Source organism: Gammaproteobacteria bacterium, assembly GCA_016716465.1.
In the GTDB taxonomy this organism is placed as follows: domain Bacteria; phylum Pseudomonadota; class Gammaproteobacteria; order SZUA-140; family SZUA-140; genus JADJWH01.
Window position 1 is genome coordinate 357,253 of the sequence record JADJWH010000004.1, and the last position, 13,704, is coordinate 370,956.

The 13,704-nt window shown below is 65.6% G+C and carries 13 protein-coding genes and 1 other RNA gene; 8 read left to right on the plus strand and 6 right to left on the minus strand.

Annotated elements, in window-relative coordinates:
• Window positions 1-41 precede the first annotated feature (41 nt).
• From IPM20_09425 to IPM20_09440, 4 genes are read right to left on the minus strand one after another with little or no spacing between them, the layout of a single operon-like run.
• Window positions 42-1,259, minus strand: coding sequence for a UbiH/UbiF/VisC/COQ6 family ubiquinone biosynthesis hydroxylase (locus IPM20_09425; protein ID MBK9131835.1), 1,218 nt, complete (start codon window positions 1,257-1,259; stop codon window positions 42-44).
• 11 nt (window positions 1,260-1,270) lie between these two features.
• Window positions 1,271-2,512, minus strand: coding sequence for a 2-octaprenyl-6-methoxyphenyl hydroxylase (gene ubiH / locus IPM20_09430; protein ID MBK9131836.1), 1,242 nt, complete (start codon window positions 2,510-2,512; stop codon window positions 1,271-1,273).
• Between the two features lie 5 nt (window positions 2,513-2,517).
• On the minus strand, window positions 2,518-3,819 hold the full coding sequence (pepP, locus tag IPM20_09435) for a Xaa-Pro aminopeptidase (GenBank protein ID MBK9131837.1): 1,302 nt from the start codon (window positions 3,817-3,819) through the stop codon (window positions 2,518-2,520).
• 29 nt (window positions 3,820-3,848) lie between these two features.
• Complete coding sequence (locus IPM20_09440) at window positions 3,849-4,409, minus strand: UPF0149 family protein (protein MBK9131838.1); 561 nt, start codon at window positions 4,407-4,409, stop codon at window positions 3,849-3,851.
• Window positions 4,410-4,597: 188 nt separating this feature from the next.
• On the opposite strand from IPM20_09440, the gene IPM20_09445 reads away from it, so the two are divergent.
• From IPM20_09445 to IPM20_09470, 6 genes are all read left to right on the plus strand, one after another.
• Window positions 4,598-4,831: a hypothetical protein gene (locus tag IPM20_09445; GenBank protein MBK9131839.1), complete on the plus strand. Its 234-nt coding sequence runs from the start codon at window positions 4,598-4,600 to the stop codon at window positions 4,829-4,831.
• Entirely contained in the window at window positions 4,828-5,142 is a 315-nt protein-coding gene (locus tag IPM20_09450) for a cell division protein ZapA (GenBank protein ID MBK9131840.1), read from the plus strand. Before IPM20_09445 ends, IPM20_09450 begins: the two co-directional genes overlap by 4 nt.
• A gap of 28 nt (window positions 5,143-5,170) precedes the next feature.
• Window positions 5,171-5,354, plus strand: a non-coding RNA gene (ssrS, locus tag IPM20_09455) — 6S RNA.
• A gap of 54 nt (window positions 5,355-5,408) precedes the next feature.
• Entirely contained in the window at window positions 5,409-6,032 is a 624-nt protein-coding gene (locus IPM20_09460; GenBank protein ID MBK9131841.1) for a 5-formyltetrahydrofolate cyclo-ligase, read from the plus strand.
• A complete protein-coding gene (locus tag IPM20_09465; protein MBK9131842.1) occupies window positions 6,029-6,487 on the plus strand; it encodes an EVE domain-containing protein in 459 nt (152 codons plus the stop codon). The genes IPM20_09460 and IPM20_09465 overlap by 4 nt, the downstream gene beginning before the upstream one ends.
• A gap of 349 nt (window positions 6,488-6,836) precedes the next feature.
• Complete coding sequence (locus IPM20_09470; protein ID MBK9131843.1) at window positions 6,837-7,001, plus strand: hypothetical protein; 165 nt, start codon at window positions 6,837-6,839, stop codon at window positions 6,999-7,001.
• 125 nt (window positions 7,002-7,126) lie between these two features.
• Here IPM20_09470 and ilvA read toward each other — a convergent pair whose 3' ends face one another.
• A complete protein-coding gene (gene ilvA, locus IPM20_09475; GenBank protein ID MBK9131844.1) occupies window positions 7,127-8,647 on the minus strand; it encodes a threonine ammonia-lyase, biosynthetic in 1,521 nt (506 codons plus the stop codon).
• A gap of 116 nt (window positions 8,648-8,763) precedes the next feature.
• Between ilvA and rpiA the strand changes: the two genes are divergently transcribed.
• Both rpiA and IPM20_09485 read left to right on the plus strand, forming a co-directional pair.
• Entirely contained in the window at window positions 8,764-9,420 is a 657-nt protein-coding gene (gene rpiA / locus IPM20_09480; GenBank protein MBK9131845.1) for a ribose-5-phosphate isomerase RpiA, read from the plus strand.
• 25 nt (window positions 9,421-9,445) lie between these two features.
• A complete protein-coding gene (locus IPM20_09485) occupies window positions 9,446-9,649 on the plus strand; it encodes a DUF2905 domain-containing protein (protein ID MBK9131846.1) in 204 nt (67 codons plus the stop codon).
• A gap of 12 nt (window positions 9,650-9,661) precedes the next feature.
• Here IPM20_09485 and IPM20_09490 read toward each other — a convergent pair whose 3' ends face one another.
• The gene (locus IPM20_09490; protein ID MBK9131847.1) at window positions 9,662-13,504 is read right to left on the minus strand and encodes a DUF3683 domain-containing protein; all 3,843 of its coding nucleotides are present in this window, start codon (window positions 13,502-13,504) and stop codon (window positions 9,662-9,664) included.
• Window positions 13,505-13,704 lie beyond the last annotated feature (200 nt).

Sequence of the window (13,704 nt, forward strand, 5' to 3'; positions counted from 1 at the left end):
ATTTGAAATCTGTCCCCATCTGATTAATTGTCCCCGATGGGTTAGATGTACGCCTGCCGTGCGAGTCGCGGCAGATCGCCGCGCAGCCCCATGGCGCGACGGATGATCGCGTTCTTGAGCGGCGTCGCGGCATCGGCGAGGTCAAGCCCCAGGTTGCGCGCGAGGCGCAGCGGCGGCATGCCTGAACCGAACAGGCGCTTGAAGCCGTCCATCGCCAGCATCATCTGCAGATTGTCTCCCTTGCGCCAGCGCTCGTAGCGTCGCAGCACGCGCGGCGCGCCGATATCTCCGCCGGCCGCCGCCGCATCGTGCACCGTCTCGGCGAGCGCGGCCGCGTCGAGCAGGCCGAGATTGACGCCCTGCCCGGCCAGGGGATGAATGACGTGGGCCGCATCGCCGATCAGCGCCACGCGCGGGGCGATATAACTGACGGCGTGCTGAAGACGCAGCGGAAAGGCGGCTCGCCCCTCCACCGCGGTAACCGCCCCGAGGCGCCAATCAAAGGCTTCGGCAAGTTGCTCCATGAACTCCGTATCGGGCAGCCGCAGCAGCCCCTCCGCCCGCGCCGGATCCGTCGACCATACGATCGAACTGCGGCCGTCGCGCAAGGGCAGAAAGGCGAGCGGCCCGTGGGGCAGAAAGCGCTGCCATGCCGTCTCCTCATGCGAGCGCCCGGTGGTGACGGTAGCAACCAGCGCCTGCTGGTCGTAGCCCCAGCCGCGCGTGTCGATGCCGGCGAGCTGCCGCACGCGCGAGGTCGCGCCATCGGCGCCCACCACCAGCCGTGCATCCAGGGCGGTGCCGTCCGACAGACCGATCCTGATCGACGCCGGATTCGGCGTCAGTGACGCGAGGGAGGCGGGACAATGCAAGGCAATGCCGCCGATTTCGCGCGCCCGCGCCAGCAGGGCGCGCTGCATGATGCGGTTTTCGACGATGTGCCCAAGCTGTGGCTCGCCGATATCGGCGGCATCGAAGCGGATGGAGCCGCTACCGCCCGCGTCCCACACCTGCATGCGGGAGAACGGGCTGACGCCGAGTCCGGCCATGGTCGGCCAGACACCCAGGCGCAGAAAGATCTGGCGTGAGGCCGCGGTCAAGGCCGAGACCCGCACATCCACCGATCCGGCGGGCCAATCCCGCGGCGGCGGCGCGGCCTCCACCAGGGCGACGCGCCGACCGCTCTCGGCCAGACAACAGGCCAGCGTCGCGCCGACCATGCCGGCCCCGATGATCGCGACGTCGCAGTCTTGCTCCATCGCGGCCCCCGTCACAGCGGCAGCCCGCGCGCGAGGCGCGGCTGGCGGCCGGCGAGGCCCATGGCGCGCCGCATCAGTATCCGCTTCGCCGGCGGCAGCAGATCCACCAGCAGCATACCGGCCGTGCGCGCCAGCACCAGGGGCATCAGATCGTTGGAGAATAACCGCACCAGACCATCCGTCGCCCGCAATGCCTGCCGCTGATCACCCAGGCGCCATTCCTCATAGCGCGCCAGCGCGTCCGGGGCGCCTATGTCCCGTCCTGCCGCCGCCGCGTCACAGATTACCTCGGCCAGCGCGGCGACATCGCGCAGGCCGAGGTTGAATCCCTGTCCCGCGATCGGATGCAGGGTATGCGCCGCATTGCCGATGAGCGCGAGGCGCGGCGCGGTATAGCGGCAGGCGCGCACCAGCGCAAGCGGGTAAGAGGCACGCGCGCCGATGCGGCACAGACGCCCGAGGCGCGTGCCGAAGCGTAGTTGCAGGCGCGCGAGGAATTCCCCGTCATCGAGCGCCAGCAGGGCCGCGCACTGCTCCGTGCGCACGGTCCAGACCAGTGCGCAGCGCTCGTCCCTCATAGGCAGGAGGGCAAGCGGTCCGCTGTCGGTGAAGCGCTCGTAGGCGACATGGCGATGCGGATATTCCGGTGTCAGATTGGCGATGATCGCGCTCTGCCCGTATTCCGTGCGCTGCACGTCGATACCGCTCCAGCGCCGGACGCTGGAGTCGGCGCCGTCTGCTCCGACGATCAGGCGCGTCGTCACCGCTCTCGGCCCGGCCTCCTGCTCGATATGCACGCGCATGTGGCCGGAGCGCGACTCGATCGCCGCGACCCGCGCCGGACTGATCAGCTCGACCCGGGGCAGCGCGTCCAGAGCAGCGGCGAAAACCCGCCCCAGCGCGCGGCTCTCGACCACATAGCCGAGCGCCTCGAATCCGTAGGCCTCCGCGCGCAGGCGGGTGGCGCCGAAATGGCCACGGTCGGAGACGTGGATGTGCTCGATCGGGGCCGCCGCCGCGGCGATCTCACGCCACAAGCCCATGCCCTCGAAGATGCGCCGCGTGCCGTAGGCGAGCGCGATGGAACGATCGTCGTAACTGGGCTGCGCGGCGGCGCCGAAGGAAAACGACTCGACCACGCCGATGCGCAGCGGACATTGCGCAAGCGCGCAGGCCAGGCTCGCGCCGACCATCCCGCCGCCCACGATCAGGACGTCGAAATCGCTTGCTGTCGGTTCGGATATGGCAACCATGCCGTTCAGGCCGCCATCAGGGCCTCGATCGCGTCCACCGTCTTGGGCACCCCGTGGGTGAGCACCTCGTTGCCGGTGCGCGTCACCAGCACGTCGTCCTCGATACGCACGCCGATGTCCCACCACTTCTTCGCCACGCCCTTGCTGCCGGCGGGGATGTACAGGCCCGGTTCCACGGTCAAAACCATGCCGGGCTCGAGCAGTCGCCAGCTGTCACCGATCTTGTAATCGCCCACGTCGTGGACGTCCATGCCGAGCCAGTGACCGGTCCGGTGCATGAAGAAGCGCTGATAGGCGCGCGTCCTAATCAGCGTGCGGACATCGCCTTTCAGCAGGCCGAGCCGGACCAGGCCCTGGGTCAGGACGCGCACGGCGGCGTCGTGCGGATCATTCCAGTGATTGCCCGGACGCACCTTGGCGATAGCCGCGTATTGCGCCGCGAGCACCACTTCGTAGACGGCGCGCTGCGCCGGACTGAAGCGGCCGTTGACCGGAAAGGTGCGCGTGATGTCGGCCGCATAACCCTGATATTCGGCGCCGGCGTCGATCAGTACGAGATCGCCATCGGCGAGTACCGCGTCGTTGTCGATATAGTGGAGGATGCAGGCATTGCCACCACCGCCGATGATGGGCGGATAGGCGTGGCTGCGCGCACCCCGGTGGATGAATTCGTGGGACAGTTCCGCCTCGAGCTGATATTCCAGCAAGCCGGGCCGGCACGTCCGCATGGCGCGGCAATGCGCCGCAGCCGAGATCTCGGCCGCCCGCCGCATGGCCGCGACCTCACTGCGGCTCTTGAACAGGCGCATCTCGTGCAGGAGATGCTCCAGCGATACAATCTCGTCCGGCGGGTGCACGCCGGCACGCGACTTGCGCCGGATGGTCTTCAGCCAATCGGTGATGCGCTGGTCGAAATCCTGGCTGCTCCCCATCGTGTAGTACACCTTGGCCCGGTTCTCGAGCAGATCGGGCAGAACATCGTCGATCGCATCGATGGGATGGGCCTCGTCGGCGCCGAAATGCGCGCGCGCGCCCTGCGGGCCCTGGCGGGGGCCGGTCCACAGTTCCGTCTTGGGGTCACGCTCGCGGCAGAACAGGATGAACTCACCCCCGCTGCGTCCCGGCACCAGCACCGCGACGGACACCGGCTCCACGAAGCCGGTCAGATAATAGAAATCGCTCTCCGGGCGGAAGGGATATTCGACATCGCGGTTGCGCATGGCCACGGAGGCGGTAGGCAGGATGGCGATGCTGTCGCGCCCCATCATCTGCATGAGCCGGCGGCGGCGGCGGGAGTATTCCTTCATGTCTGCGTTCTTCGGCCTGTTCATGGCGGCTAGTGGATCACCCTGTCGGAATCGGCGCCGGCGCGCTCCGCCTCGAGCGTCTCGAATACCAGAATGACGCCGACGCGCAGGTATTCTATCAATTCGGCATACGCCGCCTCGCCGGGTTCCCCTTCATCGCTGTCGGCGGAGGCACGGGATATCTCGACGATATCCTCGGTGATCTCCCGTAATTCCTCGGGCAGGACCTCGGTATCCTCCACCCCGCCTGCCGCGAGACCGTACAGAAATCCCTGGCACCATTCCGTCATCGCCTCGGCACGCATTTGCAGGGGTTGAGTGTCCTCGGGGAGGAGCAAGGTGAAGGCGAATCCCTCCTCACGCAGCTGACCGAGGGTCGCACGGTACAGGCGGGACAACTCCTCCCATGCGGACGCATCGGCATGACCTTCCGCGCCGGCCGTCTGCTCCGCGCGCACCAGATCGAGCCATGCGCTCTCGGCAGCAGGGCCGCGCGCGCACAACAGGCCGCAGAGCGTACCGTGGCTTTCGGCGGCGTCGGTGGCAATGCCCAGGCGCCGCAACGCGGAATTGACCAGTGACCACTCCATCAATGATACCCCGCCATACTCGCCTGCATGATTTTGAAATCCGAACAGAATCGCCGCCGAGCTCAACGACATGCCAGGGACGCACCGAGCCAATGATAAAGAAAAACTTCCACTCAGGCGATGCCCTGGCCCACACCGGCCCGGGGCGGCCATTGACCGTGAACGGTCTCCGCTCTATAGTGCCCGGTATGACCTCGAAGCAGATAAATTCCCCGCAGACACTCGATCTCGACCTGCTGACGTTGCGCATCGAAGAGCTGATCAAGCTGTGCGAGCGCCTGCGGGAGGAGAACGGCAGACTCAAGGCCGCCCAGGCCCAGTTGCAGGCGACGCAGACACGGCTGACCGACAGGAATGAATTGTCGCGCGCCAAGCTCGAGGCGATGATCGCCCGCCTCAAGACATTGGAGGTCGAGCTGTGAAAGCCGATCCCGTGGCGGTCACCATCAACATCCTCGACAAGGAATTCCGCATCGCCTGCCCCGAGGAGGAGCGGGAATCGCTGCTGCGCTCGGCCCAGTATCTCAACACCAGGATGCGCGAGGTGCGCGAGTCCGGCAAGGTGGTCGGCATCGACCGTATCTCCGTCGTCGCCAGTCTCAACATCGTGCATGAACTGCTGCAAAACCGCGCCAGCCTCGCCGATTACGACCGCCAGGTGGCGCCCAGGCTGCTCGCCCTGCAGAACCGCATCGAGCACGTCCTCGACAAGAACCGGCAGATTGAATTTTAGTCCGGAGTGGCGGATCATGGGACGCGGGTATCCCCTGCGACGTTCGTTAGCGAACCTGTACTACTCTTGAGCCTATTCACTAGCCCGGGGGACTGAGTGCCGATATCTTTGAGCATGTCCGCCAGCGGCGGAAAGCCTGTGATGTCGCCGATGTTCCCACCTGAACCGTTGGTTCAAGGGCGAAAGTTCGCAACGGCGGATGCGGAGGATACCCGCTTCTCACGTTTCCGCCGCCTTCCGCCGGCCCGCCCCACCGTTTCAGCGCCATCGTGTCCGAGCGAGCACGTACCCGCAGAGACCTTCGCGACAGACGCCGCCGTCTGAGCGCGGCTGAACGCCGCAGCGCCGCGCGACGCATGATGCGCGTCGCCGCCGCCAGCCCCGTCTTCCGCAACAGCAGGCGCATCGCATTCTATCTGCCCAATGATGGCGAAATGGATCCGGGTCCGCTGCTGCAGCGCGCCTGGTCCATGGGCAAGCTTTGCTATCTGCCGGTGCTGGACGCCCTGGGCTCGAACCGGCTCTGGTTCGTGCCCTATCACGCCGGCGACGCGCTCCGGATGAACCGTTACGGCATCCCGGAGCCGGTCCATGCGGCGCGCGCGTGGGCGCGTGCCGGCGCGCTGGACCTGATCCTGGCGCCGCTGGTCGCCTTCGATCACCGCGGGCACCGTCTCGGCATGGGCGGCGGCTATTACGACCGCAGTCTCGCGTTCCTCCGCCGCCGCCATCACTGGCGGCGGCCGCGACTCTACGGACTCGCCTTCGAATTCCAGCGGGTGGAACACTTGCCGGCCGCCGCCTGGGATGTCGCCCTCGACGGCTGCTTCAGTGACGCGCGCCCGCATATATTCCGGAATCCCCCCCCCGGACTGGATTCTGCGCGATGAGCTACTGGCTGCTCAAATCCGAACCCGACGTATTCTCCATCGCCGACCTGGCGCGGCGGCCCGGACGCACCGAGCATTGGGATGGCGTGCGCAACTTCCAGGCGCGCAACTACCTGCGGGACGGCATGCGGTGTGGCGATCTTGCCTTCTTTTACCATTCCAGCTGCGCCGTTCCCGGCATCGCTGGCATCGTCGAGATCGTGCGCGCAGGCTATCCCGACTTCACCGCACTCGATCCCGGCCATCCTCATCACGATCCGGCGTCAACGCCCGACAAACCACGCTGGTACATGGTGGATGTCCGCCTGCAACGCAGCTTCAAACATGTCATCAGCCTGCAGAAACTGAAGGCGTGCCCGGCACTGGCGGGGATGCGGCTGCTGGCGCGCGGCAACCGCCTCTCGGTCATGCCGGTGACGGCGGCGGAATGGTCCGCGATCCTTGCTCTCGAATAATCACCGCGACGGATATCTGCGGGTGCGCCGCATTCGTCGGCAGAAGCTCCCGCGGTACGATGGAGAGGGCGTTTTTGACTGACGATCAAACGTTTTGAGTTCCGCCGCACATCGATGCACGGCGCGCGACATGTAGACTTCGACGCCGCGTTTCATGCAGCGATGGTCATCATCGAACGATCGCATGCGGTGGCGCCCGCGCGGCGCTGAAAAAAATATTCGGCGCGGGCTCAAGAATAATTCACGATCGTCGATACACACAGTCGAAAGCAAAATTTTGCACAAGACACTAGCATTATGTGCAAAGATGTTTATACTACACTTGCGTTTAACACTTGGAGGATTGTCAATGGCCACTAAGAAAGCAGCAGCCAAGAAGAAAACGGTAACGAAGAAGAAGGCAGTAGCGAAGAAGAAATCAATGACCAAGAAGAAGGCCGCCCCGAAGAAGAAGGCAGCGGCCAAGAAGAAAGCGGCCCCCAAGAAGAGAAAGGCGGCCGCCAAGAAGAAGTAAGTAACACCAGGTCAGGCACGGGCTCACGAGTACGGGGCCCGTGCCACCTGAGAAGGCAAAAAGGCCCGTTTTTACGGGCCTTTTTGCTTATTTCGATTTGTGTTTTCCGATCCGTCCCGCGCCGTTCAGTACCCCTGCAGAAACAGCTTGTACACCGGGTTGGCGCTCTCCTCCCAGTACTCATATCCGAGGTTATCCAGGAACGATTGCAACTCGGACTTGTCGCGCGCCGGCACCTGCACGCCGACCAGCACGCGCCCGTAGGCGGCGCCGTGATTACGATAATGGAACAGGCTGATGTTCCAGCGCCGACCGATACAGCTCAGGAACTCCAGCAGGGCGCCCGGCCGCTCCGGGAACTCGAACCGGTAAAGCACCTCATCCCGCAAACCCTGAGCGCGCCCGCCGACCATGTAGCGGACGTGGAGCTTGGCCATCTCGTTGTCAGTCATGTCCGTTACCGGATAGCCCCGATCGCGCAGCAAACGGATGATCGTCTCCCGACCTTCGCCTCCGCGCGCCACCTCGATGCCGGCGAACACATGGGCCTGTCCGGCGTCGGCGTAGCGGTAGTTGAATTCGGTGATGTTGCGCCGTCCGATCACGCGACAGAAATTCAGGAAGCTTCCCGGCTGCTCCGGAATCGTCACCGCGAGCAGCGCCTCGCGCCGCTCACCCACATCGGCACGCTCGGACACATGCCGCAGACGGTCGAAATTGATGTTGGCGCCGCTGTCGATCGCGACCAGGCACTGACTGCTTAGTGCTTCACGCTCAACGTATTTTTTCAATCCGGCGACGGCCAGCGCCCCGGCTGGCTCGGCGATGGAACGGGTGTCGTCGAAGATGTCCTTGATCGCCGCGCAGATCTCGTCTGTGGATACCAGGAGAATCTCGTCGACGCATTTGCGGGCGATGCGGAAGGGTTCCTTGCCGACCTGGCGCACCGCCACCCCGTCCGCGAAGATGCCCACCTGGGGCAGCCGCACGCGACGCCCCTGCGCGAGCGCATGATGCATCGACGGCGCGTCCTCCGGTTCCACGCCGATCACCCTGATGCGCGGATAGAGCGTCTTCACGCAGGCGGCGACGCCAGCGATCAGGCCGCCGCCGCCGACGGGAACGAAGATGGCGTGAATACGTTCGGGATCATGCCGCAGGATCTCCAGCGCGACGGTGCCCTGTCCGGCGATCACGTCCACATCATCATAGGGGTGGATGAAGGTCAGACCCTGGGCGGCGGCGAGATCGTAGGCGTGGGCGCAGGCCTCGTCATAGGTGTCACCGTGCAGCACGATGCGTGCGCCGAACGCGCGTACGGCATCGACCTTGATGCCGGGTGTCGTGGCGGGCATCACGATCAGGGCCTTCATGCCGAGGCGGTTCGCGGCCAGGGCGACGCCCTGCGCGTGATTGCCCGCCGATGCGGCGATCACCCCGCCGGCGTGTCCGCCAGCGGCGAGCTTGCTGAGCTTGTTATAGGCGCCGCGCAACTTGAACGAGAACACCGGCTGCAGATCCTCGCGCTTCAGCAGCACGGAATTGTTCGTCCGCTTGGACAGCGACGGCATCGGGTCGAGGGGAGTTTCGCGGGCAACGTCATAGACCCGCGCCTTCAAAATCCGGGTGAGGTAGTCTTTCGGCATCGGCATAAAGTATCAATTAAGGCTCTTCCTGCCTAGCTCCACGCCGCGCACCGCCCATGACATCGCCGGTGCGTACCGGTATGATCTGGAAAACACACCCACAGGGAGCAACTGTCATGACGCGCGATGAACAGAAGAAACAGGCCGCCGAGGCCGCCCTCGACTACGTCGAGGCGGGCGCCGTGGTCGGCGTCGGAACCGGGTCCACCGCGAACTTCTTCATCGACGCGCTCGCCCGCATCAAGCACAGGATCGAGGGCACGGTGGCGAGTTCCGAGGCATCGGCCACGCGGCTCAAGGGACATGGCATCCCGGTCTTCGATCTGAACTCGGTCGGGGACCTGCCGGTCTACGTCGACGGCGCCGACGAGAGCAACCAGTACCTCCAGCTCATCAAGGGCGGCGGTGGCGCGCTGACGCGCGAGAAGATCGTTGCGGCCGCCAGCCGCAAGTTTGTGTGCGTGGCGGACGACTCCAAACTGGTCGACGTGCTGGGCAAATTTCCGTTGCCGATCGAGGTGATACCGATGGCGCGCAGCTATGTCGCACGGGAAATCGTCAAGCTGGGTGGTCGCCCGGTGCTGCGCGACAAATTCGTCACCGACAATGGCAACGTCATCCTCGACGTGCACGGCCTGCAGATCCTGGACGCCGGCAAGCTCGAGGGCGAGCTCAACAACCTCACCGGGGTGGTCACCAACGGGCTGTTCGCGCGCCGGCCGGCCGACGTGCTGCTGCTCGGCACTCCGGCCGGCGTACGCACGCTCAACTGAACGGCGGCGCTCCCGGGGACGCGGCATGGCGCGTCTTCTGATCACCCTGGGCATCGTGCTGGTCGTGCTCGGCGTGGCATGGCCGTGGCTGCAGAAGAGCGGTCTTGGCCGCCTGCCAGGCGATCTTGCCGTCGAACGCGAAAACTTCCGCTTCTACTTTCCGCTCACGACCTCGATCATCGTCAGTCTGCTGCTGAGCCTGCTGTTCTGGCTGTGGCGCGGGAAATAGCCGGATCGGGAACTAGAGCAGTACGCGCTCGATACCGCCGCTGCGCGCCTTTTCGATGAAGGCCTGCTGCCAACCCTCACCGAGCAGATGCCGGGCCAGTTCCACCACGATGTAATCGGTATCGAGCCCGGTATCCTCGGCATAACGCGCCAGTCCCTGCTGGCAGGCCGGGCAGGAAGTCAGCAACTTGACCTCGCCGGCGGCGACGCGGTCTTCCCCGGTCAACGCGGCGATACCTTTGTGCAGTTCCTCCTGCTTGCGGAAACGCACCTGGGTGGCGATGTCCGGGCGCGCGACGGCGAAGGATCCCGCCTCACCGCAGCAACGATCCGACAAGGCCGCGGGCTGACCCAGCAGGCGAGCGGTCACCTGCAGCGGATCATAGCTCTTCATCGGGCTGTGGCAGGGGTCGTGATAGAGGTATTGCACGCCCTTGACCCCCTCCAGTCGCACGCCTTTCTCCATCAGGTATTCGTGGATGTCGAGCAGACGGCACCCCGGAAAGATCTTCTCGAACTCGTACTTGAGCAGCTGGTCCATGCAGGTCCCGCAGGAGACGATCACCGTCTTGATGTCGAGGTAATTCAGCGTATTGGCGATGCGGTGGAACAATACCCGGTTGTCGGTGGTGATGCGGCGCCCGCGCGCCTCGTCGCCGCTCGAAAGCTGGGGATAGCCGCAGCACAGATAGCCCGGCGGCAACAGCGTCTGCGCCCCGACCTCGTACAGCATGGCCAGCGTCGCGAGCCCGATCTGGCTGAACAGGCGCTCCGAACCGCAACCGGGGAAATAGAACACCGCATCGGACTGCTCGTTCACCCGCGCCGGGTCGCGTACGATGGGGATGACCTTGTCGTCCTCCAGACCGAGCAGCGCGCGCGTGGTCTTCGCGGGCAGGCCGCCCGGCAGCGGTTTCTTGACGAAATGGACGATCTGGGCCGGGATCTTCACCGCGCCGGTGGTCGCCGCCGGCCGCGCCGGCGGGCCCGGCGGCGTGAACGTCTTCATCAGCCTGTGCGCCAGCCGCTGGGCGCGGTAACCCCACTCGATCATGCCCTTGCGCATCAGCTTGACGGTGGCCGGGTCGGTCACATTCAGGAAGGCCATGGACAATCGCGTGCCGAAGTTGGAGCGCCGGCCGGCGCGCTCGCGCAGGATGTTGCGCATGCGGATGGTGACATCCCCGAAGTCGATATCGACCGGGCAGGGGGACAGACAGCGATGACAGACCGTGCAGTGGTCCGCGACGTCGCTCATCTCGTCGAAATGGCGGATCGATATACCGCGCCGGGTCTGCTCCTCATAGAGGAAGGCCTCGATGATCAGGCCGGTGGCGAGGATCTTGTTGCGCGGCGAATAGAGCAGGTTCGCGCGCGGGACATGCGTCGTGCAGACCGGCTTGCACTTGCCACAGCGCAGGCAATGACGGATGTCATCGTTGAGGGCGCCGAGCTCACTGTCCTCCAGGATCAGGGCCTCCTGCTGCACCAGGCGCAACGACGGCGTGTAGGCGTTGGCCAAACCGGCCCCGGGCATCAGTTTGCCGCGGTTGAAATGCTCGTGCGGATCGACGCGCCGCTTGTAATCGACGAATTCCGCCAGCGTGGCCGGCTCCAGATAGCGCAGCTTGGTGATGCCGATCCCGTGCTCACCGGAGATCACGCCGCCGAGCGCGCCAGCCAGCGCCATGACCCGGTCCACGATGCGGTCGGCCTCCTGCAGCATCGCGTAATCGTTGGAATTGACCGGAATGTTGGTGTGTATATTGCCGTCGCCGGCGTGCATGTGCAGGGCGACGAACAAACGGCCCGAGCGGATCGTCGCATGGATCTCATCGATGCGCTTGTGCACCGGCTCGAACCCGCGCCCGCCGAAAATCTCCTTGAGCGGCCGTTCGACCTCGGAGCGGAAGGAAATGCGCAGATCGCGCCGCAGCAGGAGATCGAGGACACGATCGCCCGGGCGGGCGGCCGCGCGCGCCGCCTCGTCGAGCAACCCGGCGTGGGCGGAGACGTCCGCGTCGAGGCGCTCGAGCAGCTGGGACCAGCGCCGCTCGACCTGTTCCAGCAGCGCGCGGGCGGCGTCACGCTTGGAGGCCACGATGGCGTCGTCCTCGCGGCTGCGTTCCGCCTCCTCGCCCAGGCGTAGGGCGGGAAAATCCTCCGCGAGAAAGCGCGCGAGCGCCTGCACGATACGCAGCTTGTTGCCGACCGACTGCTCGATGTTGATGCGCTCCACCCCGGCGGTGTACTCGGCGAGGCGGTCGAGCGGGATCACCACGTCCTCGTTGATCTTGAAGGCGTTGGTATGCGCGGCGATGGCGGCGGTACGCGCGCGGTCCTCCCAGAACCGCCGGCGCGCCTCGGGACTGACGGCGATGAAACCCTCGCCGTCGCGCTGATTGGCGAGCCGCACGATGCCCGAGGCGGCCTCGGCGACGGCGCGTTCCTCGTCGCCGGCGAGATCGATCAGCAGGATCATCTTGGGCAGCTCGCGCCGCGGCGCCTTGGTGCTGTACTTGACCGCGCGCAGATAGCGCTCGTCGAGGTGCTCGATGCCGGACAACAGCACGCCCGGCATGCGCTCGACGTGGGCCTTGATATCGACGATGGCGCGCACCGCCGGTCCGATGTCGCTGCCGAAGAACTCCAGACACAGGGTGCGCAGGTGCTTCGGCATGCGGTGCAGGATGAATACGGCCGAGGTGATCAGGCCGTCGCAGCCTTCCTTCTGCACGCCCGGCAGACCGCCCAGGAACTTGTTCGTCACGTCCTTGCCCAGGCCCTGCTTGCGGAACAGCCGGCCCGGCATGCGCAGGGTCTCGGGCTCGCCGTACGGCGTCTTGCCGTCGGCCTCGAAACGCCGCAGGCGGAACTCCACCGTCTCCTGATCGTGGATCTTGCCGAGATTGTGGCTGATGCGCTCGACCTCGAGCCAGCGCGCGTCGGGGGTCACCATGCGCCACGACACCAGGTTGTCGACCGCCGTCCCCCACAGCACCGCCTTCTTGCCGCCCGCGTTCATGGCGATGTTGCCGCCGATCGTGGAGGCGTCCTGCGAGGTGGGATCCACGGCGAATACCAGCCCGCAGGCGTCCGCCCGCTCCATCACGCGTTTGGTGACGACGCCGGCCTCCGCGCGCACCGTCGGCACCTGGGCGGAAACCCCCGGCAGGGTCCGGAATTCGACCTCGCCCAGTCCCTCGAGCTTCTCGGTGTTGATGACCGCGGTGTCTTCATACAGGGGCACGGCGCTGCCGGTATAGCCGGTGCCACCGCCGCGCGGGATCAGGGTCAGGCCGAGCTCGATGCAGGCTTCGACCACGCCCTGTACCTCCGCCTCGGTATCGGGACTGATCACGACGAAGGGGAACTCGACGCGCCAGTCGGTGGCGTCGGTGACATGGGCGATGCGGGCATAGCCGCTGAAATCGATGTTGTCGCGGCGTGTGACCCGGCTCAGCCGCCTGAGCGCCTTTTTACGCCGCTCGCGCTGTCGCGACAGACCGTCGGCGAAGCGGTTCACCGCGGCGCGTGCGGAGGTGCACAAGGATGCGGCGAGATCGTTCCCCTCGATGCGCTGGTCGACCTGGTCCAGGCGGTGATACAGCGCCTGGACCAGCGACTCGCGCCGCCCGGGATTCTCCAGCAGGTCGTCCTGGATATACGGATTGCGGGTCACCACCCACATGTCGCCGAGCACCTCGAACAGCATGCGGGCGGAATGCCCCGTGCGGCGGGAGGCGCGCAGACTGTTGATCACCTCCCACATCTCGCTCCCCAGGAAGCGCGCAACGATCTCCTGGTCCGAAAATGAGGTGTAGTTATAGGGAATTTCGCGTAGGCGTGCCGACATGTCTGGGGGCCTTGAGCCCTGACTTTGTTAAGAATTCCGGATAAATGCCGATGATAATGCCAAGCCCGGGGACCAAGAGCGCAGTCTACCACGGTCCCTGCGGCGGCTGCAGCACCCGGCCAGAATGGCCCTGCGAGTCCGCGGGGCAATGCCCGGATCACGACGCGCCTCGAGACCAGCGCGTAACGGAGTGGAACGAA